This window comes from Knoellia aerolata DSM 18566, assembly GCF_000768695.1.
Lineage (GTDB): Bacteria > Actinomycetota > Actinomycetes > Actinomycetales > Dermatophilaceae > Knoellia > Knoellia aerolata.
In genome coordinates this window covers 1-1,282 of the sequence record NZ_AVPL01000139.1, presented here as the reverse complement: position 1 = coordinate 1,282, position 1,282 = coordinate 1, and the positions used below count along the sequence as shown (strand labels likewise).

At 68.6% G+C, this 1,282-nt stretch carries 1 protein-coding gene; it reads right to left on the bottom strand.

Features of this window, described 5'->3' with window-relative positions; genetic code table 11:
- Positions 1–1,282: ISL3-like element ISPfr2 family transposase (locus N801_RS18975; RefSeq protein ID WP_035940901.1), on the bottom strand; the 1,282-nt coding region annotated here is incomplete at both ends.

Here is a 1,282-nt window from a genome sequence, read left to right as displayed (position 1 = left end):
GTAGGAGTTGGGGTCTGAAGCCGCCGGTCTCGAGCAGGCTTCGGGCGATGTAGTTGGTCAGGTTGCGGAACCCGAGTGCGGAGCCGCGCAGGTGTTCGAGCCGTCCGTTGAGCGCCTCGGTCGGCCCGTTGCTGGTGCCGGGTCGTTCGAAGTAGGCGAGCACGTCAGCGGCTCGCTTCTTCAGGGTCCGGCCCAGGGTGGTGAGCTCGGTGAGCACCTTGGGGACGCCGGCGCTGAGGTCGGTGATCAGCTTCTCCATGAGCTCGCGGCCACGTTGCCGGTCCTCGTGGCGATAGGCGGCGATCATGCGCTGGTAGACACCCCAGGTCGCCTCGACCTCGACGTGAGCGTCATCAACGAACAGCGCGCGTAGCCTGTCGCTCTGCTTGTCGGTGAGCAGGTCCGCGCCGGTGTGCAGCGTGCGCCGCGACTTGTAGAGCGGGTCGTCCCTGAACCCACGGTGCCCGTGGATCGCGAGTTGGACCCGGCGCCGGCACCTGTCGAGGGCGTCACCGGCCAGGCGCACGACGTGGAAGGGATCCATCACCGTGACCGCGTCCGGGATCTCCTCTGCAGCGGCGGTCTTGAACCCGGTGAAGCCGTCCATCGCGACCACCTCGACCGCGTCACGGAAGGCGTCGTCGCGGTCGGCGAGCCAGGTCTTGAACGCCGCCTTCGACCGGCCCTCGACCATGTCCAGCAGCCTTGCTGGGCCGGCGCCATCGCGGACCGGGGTGAGGTCGATGATCACGGTGACGTACTTGTCGCCACGCCTGGTGTGGCGCCAGACGTGCTCATCGACGCCAATGACCTTCACGCCCTCAAACCGCGTGGGGTCGTTGATCAGCAGCCGCTTGCCTTCAGCCAGGACCGCGTTGTTGGCGGTGTCCCACGCGACCCCGAGTCCCTCGGCGACACGGGCGACGGTGAGGTGTGCGACCACGATCCCTTCCAGCGCCCACCGCAGCCCGGTGCGCGAGAGCTTCGCGCGTGGCTCCGCCGCGGCGCTGGTGTCTTGGCGCCACACGTGTCCGCAGTCGGCACAGCGGTAGCGGCGCACTACAACTTCCAGCACGGTCGGTCGCCAGCCCAGCGGCTCGTGGGCCAACCGCCGGATCACGGTGTCACGAGCAGCGCCTTCGCTGCCGCACCGTCGGCACCACTGATCTGGTTCCACCACGCGGCACGCGAGGACCGCACGATCCGGTTCAAGTCGTTGTCCGGTCACGCTCAGACCGAGGCCGTCGAGTCGAGCGAAGGCGGTCAGGTCAGGGCGGCCGAA